Annotated in this window: 5 protein-coding genes; 4 read left to right on the plus strand and 1 reads right to left on the minus strand. The window is 62.1% G+C overall.

From position 1 onward, the window contains the following. The first annotated feature begins 124 nt into the window (after positions 1-124). Positions 125-265, plus strand: coding sequence for a hypothetical protein (locus HA052_RS26910; RefSeq protein ID WP_166454412.1), 141 nt, complete (start codon positions 125-127; stop codon positions 263-265). Here the strand turns inward: HA052_RS26910 and HA052_RS26915 are convergent. Next, positions 254-1,432 (minus strand): ABC transporter ATP-binding protein, encoded by a 1,179-nt coding sequence (locus HA052_RS26915; protein ID WP_081546218.1) that lies wholly within the window; start codon positions 1,430-1,432, stop codon positions 254-256. The two genes, HA052_RS26910 and HA052_RS26915, sit on opposite strands and share 12 nt — an antisense overlap. Positions 1,433-2,080: 648 nt before the next feature. On the opposite strand from HA052_RS26915, the gene HA052_RS26920 reads away from it, so the two are divergent. From HA052_RS26920 to sbcB, 3 genes are all read left to right on the plus strand, one after another. Then, positions 2,081-2,869 carry an alpha/beta fold hydrolase gene (locus tag HA052_RS26920; protein ID WP_166454413.1) on the plus strand — a complete coding sequence of 263 codons (789 nt, stop codon included), beginning with the start codon at positions 2,081-2,083 and terminating at the stop codon, positions 2,867-2,869. 30 nt (positions 2,870-2,899) lie between these two features. Beyond that, positions 2,900-3,688 carry an enoyl-CoA hydratase-related protein gene (locus HA052_RS26925; protein ID WP_166454414.1) on the plus strand — a complete coding sequence of 263 codons (789 nt, stop codon included), beginning with the start codon at positions 2,900-2,902 and terminating at the stop codon, positions 3,686-3,688. An 87-nt stretch (positions 3,689-3,775) separates the two neighbouring features. Then, positions 3,776-5,191: an exodeoxyribonuclease I gene (gene sbcB / locus HA052_RS26930; protein ID WP_166454415.1), complete on the plus strand. Its 1,416-nt coding sequence runs from the start codon at positions 3,776-3,778 to the stop codon at positions 5,189-5,191. Positions 5,192-5,441 lie beyond the last annotated feature (250 nt).

Raw genomic sequence — 5,441 nt, forward strand, 5'->3', positions numbered from 1 at the left:
ACCACGCAGACATCGCAGTCGACGGCGCCTTGCAACGTCGCCCCAGGCTCCCAAGGCAGGGCGGTGGCGGCGTAATAGGATGGCGCATGGGCTTGATGGGCAAAACGAAGCATGGAAACCTTTCATGAAAACAAATGATGCGGCGGCAGGATCAAGGGATGAAAAAACGCGTCAAAGCCTTTCCTTTCGCGATGGGAGATGGGAAATGAAAAAAGCGGATGCCCAGCCGCAGGCATCCGCTTGCGGGCAGCCCTTACCGGGTTAAAACCACCGGAACGTCCTGCCGCCAGCTGACGAACACCCCATCGCCCCAGGTGGGCGCGGTTTCGCCCGCGTCATACCAGCGCGAAGACGGCACCACAGATTTGACGACCTTGCCACTGGCCAGTTTCACGTGATAGATGGAATAACTGCCCAGATAGGCAATGTCCTCCACCACGCCGGCTGCGATGTTAGGCCCCGCCGGCAGCGGTTTGATGTCCAGCCGCACATCCTCCGGACGGATGCTGGCCCAAACGCGCATGCCCTTGGGGCCGGTAATCCCATGGTCGATGCGGATATCCCCGCCCAGCTCCGGCGAGCGGACTTCAACCAGGTCCGGCTCGTCCACCACTACCGCGCCTTCGAAAAGATTACTTTCGCCGATGAACTCCGCGGTGAAGCGACAGTTGGGGTAATCGTAAATTTCAGACGGCGTGCCCACTTGCAACAAGGAGCCCTCGCTCATGATGCCGATGCGGCTGGCCATGGTCATCGCCTCTTCCTGATCATGGGTCACCATGATGCAGGTCACCCCCACCTGTTCGATGGTGTTGACCAGTTCCAGCTGGGTCTGTTGGCGCAGTTTTTTGTCCAGAGCGCCCAAGGGCTCGTCCAGCAGCAGCAGCTTGGGGCGCTTGACCAGGCTGCGCGCCAGCGCCACGCGTTGCTGCTGGCCGCCGGACAACTGATGCGGCTTGCGGTTGGCGTACTTGCGCATCTGCACCAGGTCCAGCATCTTGCCCACCCGCTCCGCGATCTCGTCCCGGGACACCTTATCCTGCTTCAGGCCAAACGCCACGTTCTGCTCCACCGTCATATGCGGAAACAGCGCGTAGCTCTGGAACATCATGTTCACCGGCCGCTCGTACGGCTGCAGGCCCTGCATATCTTCCCCATCCAGGATGATGCGGCCCGAAGTCGGCGCCTCCATCCCCGCCAGCATGCGCAACAGGGTGGACTTGCCGCAGCCGGAGCTCCCGAGCAAGGCGAAAATTTCATTTTTGCGGATATCCAGATCGACATGATCCACCGCGACATGATCGCCGAACTTTTTCAGCACGCCGGCAATGCGCAGATAAGCCTTGTCTGCGTCGGCCTGCGTCTCGGCGGCTTGGGCATTGTGGGCGGAAAAAGCGGCTTGGGCCGGTTTGGCGGCAACAGCTTGCGTCATTGAGTCGTTCCCTCTATTGCAATCCCACAGCGGCGCGGGCCTGCTGCGTCCGCCGCGCGGCCCTCGTCTCGAGGCGGTGCGGCGGCAATCGAATGCCTTGCTTGATGATCGCGCTGGCCAAGGCCCGCGCGCTTGGGGTCAAGAGTCCGTCCGGCTTTCCGCGCCGGCCGGCGGCCCCGCCGCGAGAGCGCGTGGCCATGCCGCCACCGCCGTGTCTGTTGCCAACATGATGTCTCCTCTGTGCGGCGCCGATAGCTGCCGCGGCCAGACGGCCGCGACGGCGGTATGCGCCTTTGTCGTTTTAGTCTTGAACAGAAGCCTATGACACGTTTAATAAATTTGACAACATCTAGTGCAATCGCTCTCGAAAAATTATCCTCTCTGTGGCGCGCGCGCCTCACCCTGACAGACCATACAGGCCAGCCAATCCGGCCAGCGCGCCCACAAGGACCGGCAAGCTCTGCGTGATCAACATTGTTTAATTCGTCAAACACTTTACCCTTATCCAAGGCTTGGGAGCCGGTAGCGCTGCGCCAGCCCGTCTTCCTGAGCTCGCGCCGCCAGCAAATTACCCCGCAAGCGCCGGCGCGCTCTAGAATGAAGCATGCATGTTGACGTCGCCCAACGCCTGATCAAAGGAACAACGCCATGCCCTATGCCGAAATCTCCGGACACAATGTCTATTACGAACTCAGCGGACAGGGCGCCCAAGTGCTGGTGCTATTCAACGGCATCACCATGTCCACCGCGGCCTGGGCTCTGCTCCAGCCTCAGTTGGAGCCGCATTTCCAGCTGTTGCGCTTCGATTTTCTCGGTCAGGGCCAAAGCGACCATCCCGGCGGCGACAAATATCCGCTCAGCGAACAAGCCGACCTCGCCGCCGGTCTATTGAATCATTTGGGCATTGCCGAGGTCTATCTCACCGGCTTGTCTTACGGCGGCATGGTGGCGCAGCACTTCGCGCGCCGTCATCCCGACCGCGTGTCGAGGCTGCTATTGGCAGCTACGCTGGCCTGGGCCGACAGCGTCAACAATCACATCAGCGACAGCTGGATCGCGGCCAATCACAGCGGCGGGCTGGACTTGCGCTACGCGGTCAGCGTGCCCTGGCTGTTTTCCAGCCGTTTTCTCGCCAGCAACGCCACCATGCTGGATGATATGAAGTTGATTGCCGGCATGGTGGACTGGGACGCGGTGATCCGGCTGATCGCCGGCGTCACCGAGCACGACGCGCGCACCTGGCTGCACGAGCTGGCCATGCCCTGCCATATACTGGTTGGCGACGAAGACCGCCTGACGCCCTTGTATCAAGCCGAGTTGCTGCGCGAACGCCTGCCCTGCGCGCAGCTGGAAATCCTGCCGGGCGCCGGCCATGTATTGCATATCGAGGCCGCGGACGCCTTTGTCCGCAGCATTATCCGTTTTGGCCACAGCTAAAACGCCCATCGTCAGAACAAGGAGAACCGAATGACCGTCGAGTCCGTTTTGCTTGCCGTTGATCCAAAGGGAATCGCCACCATCACCCTCAACCGCGCCGAGCTGCTGAACGCGCTGGACGACAGCAGCGTCGGCCTGCTGACCGCGATGCTGGAAACCCTGGCCGAAGACGAAAGCGTGCGCGCCGTGGTGCTGACCGGCAGCGGCATCAGCTTTTCCGCCGGCCACGATATCGACTGGATGCGGCGGATGGCCGGTTTCGGACGCGAAGAGCTGGAACGTCACGCCCGCCTGCTGGCCAAGCTGCTGCGCACGCTGGACACCTTGCCCAAACCCACTATCGCCAAAATTCAGGGATCCGCCTTCGGCTTGGGCGCGGGGCTAGTCGCCTGCTGCGACGTATCCATCGCCAGCTCGGAAGCGCTGTTCAGCTTTTCCGAAGTCAAACTGGGAGTCATCCCCGCGCTGGTGGCCCCCTATATGGTTCGCGCCATCGGAGAGCGATCGACGCGCCGCTACTTCATGACCGCGGAGCGCTTCAACGCCGGCAAGGCCAAGCGCCTGGGGCTGGTGCACCAAGTGGTGGAAAGCGATGAGCTGGACATGGCGGTGGACTTCCTGATCAATCATCTGCTGATCAACAGCCCGGCGGCCATGCTGGAAGCCAAACGCTTGCTGACCGACATCGCTGGCATGGGCATGGGGGAAGACGGCATGGAAATCTGCATCCAGCGCATTGTCGCCATCCGCCTGAGCGAAGAAGGGCGCGAAGGCATCCAGGCCATGCTGGAAACACGCAAACCCTCATGGATGGATTGAGCGCCGCGGACGAAGGAGCACGGCGCGGCTGGCCCCGCCGCCCCATGGATGCGACAATGCGGCCAACTTCACCGCATTGTTGCCGCCATGTCCAATCACAGCTTCTTTTGGCACGATTACGAAACCTTCGGCGCCGTGCCCCGCCAGGACCGCCCGTCGCAGTTCGCCGGCATCCGCACCGACGCCGAGCTCAATGAAATCGGCGAGCCGGTCATGCTCTACGCCCGGCCGGCGCCCGATTACCTGCCATCCCCAGTGGCCTGCCTGCTGACCGGCATCACTCCGCAGTGGTGCTTGCAGCACGGCGTGGCCGAGCACGAATTCGCCGGCGTGATCGAACGCGAGCTGGCGACGCCGGGCACCATTGGAGTCGGCTACAACTCCATCCGCTTCGACGACGAAGTCACCCGCTTCCTGTTCTGGCGCAATCTGATGGACCCCTATGCGCGCGAATGGCAGAACCAGTGCGGCCGCTGGGATCTGCTGGACCTGGTGCGCGCCACCTTCGCGCTGCGCCCGGACGGCATTCAATGGCCGCAGCACGAAGACGGGCGCCCCAGCTTCAAACTGGAACATCTAAGCGCCGCCAACGGCCTGGCCCACGAAACCGCCCACGACGCGCTCTCCGACGTGCGAGCCACCATTGCACTGGCGCGTCTGATCAAACAACACCAGCCCAAGCTGTTCGACTTCTACCTGTCGCTGCGCAAAAAAGACGCGGTCAAGGTCCAGCTCAGCCTTCACGCGCCCAAACCCGTGCTCCACGTTTCCGGCATGTATGGCGCGGAGCGCGGCAATATGGCCATGGTCTGGCCCCTGGCGGCCCACCCGTACAACGCCAACGAGGTCATTGTCTGGGACTTGTCCCACGACCCCCGCGAACTGCAAGGCCTGGGGCCGGACGCCATCCGCGAACGCTTGTACACCCGCAGCGAGGACCTGCCCGAAGGCGTGCAGCGCTTGCCGCTCAAAACCGTGCACATCAATAAATCGCCGTTCGTGGTCGCCAATCTCAAGGTGCTGAGCCCGGAGCGCGCCGCGCATTGGGGCCTGGACATGGAGCCAATCCAGCGTCACGCCGACTACGCCGGCGCCTTGCCGGACCTGACCCCGGTCTGGCGAAAGGTCTATAAACGCGAGTCCGGCGAGCCCCGCGACGTCGACGAAAACCTCTACGGCGGATTCGTTTCCAACAACGACCGCAAAGTGCTGACCAAGCTGCGCCGCATGTCGGCCGACCAGCTCGCCGGCGAGATGGCTTTCTTCGAGGACCCGCAACTGGCCGAGCTCTTGTTCCGCTACCGCGCGCGCAACTTCCCGCGCTCCCTGTCCGGCGAGGAGCAACAACGGTGGCAGACATGGCGCCAAGCCAAGCTCAACGGCGGCCCCGGCCGTGATTTTCAGCAACTCCGCCAAGAACTGGCGGAAGCCCGCGCCGGCGAGCTAAGCGAACAGGCGCAAAGCGTGTTGGCACAGTTGGAGGCCTACGCCGCGCAGCTGTAAAAACCTAATCAAAGTCTCGCGAGCAAGGGCGAGACAAGGCGAAAACGGCTGAGAAAGCGGAGTGTACACGTGGTACATGAGCATTTCGACGAGGTTTTCAACGCCGTATCGCCGACGCGCAGTGAGCCTGTCAGATTTTCTGTGTGCATGAGGTCATGAGATGATACCGAAAGGGACGCTACATGACCGTTGCAATGACCACCAAGAAACCCAAGAAACTCAAGGCACCCAAGCTCATTCCTGACGAACT

Origin of the sequence: Chromobacterium fluminis (assembly GCF_011602385.1) — a bacterium.
GTDB lineage: Bacteria > Pseudomonadota > Gammaproteobacteria > Burkholderiales > Chromobacteriaceae > Chromobacterium > Chromobacterium fluminis.

Coding starts and splice junctions, on each gene's coding strand:
- HA052_RS26925 (WP_166454414.1), top strand. CDS start 2,900: ATGACCGTCGAGTCCGTTTTGCTTGCCGTTGATCCAAAGGGAATCGCC.
- HA052_RS26915 (WP_081546218.1), bottom strand. CDS start 1,432: ATGACGCAAGCTGTTGCCGCCAAACCGGCCCAAGCCGCTTTTTCCGCC.
- HA052_RS26920 (WP_166454413.1), top strand. CDS start 2,081: ATGCCCTATGCCGAAATCTCCGGACACAATGTCTATTACGAACTCAGC.
- HA052_RS26910 (WP_166454412.1), top strand. CDS start 125: ATGAAAACAAATGATGCGGCGGCAGGATCAAGGGATGAAAAAACGCGT.
- sbcB (WP_166454415.1), top strand. CDS start 3,776: ATGTCCAATCACAGCTTCTTTTGGCACGATTACGAAACCTTCGGCGCC.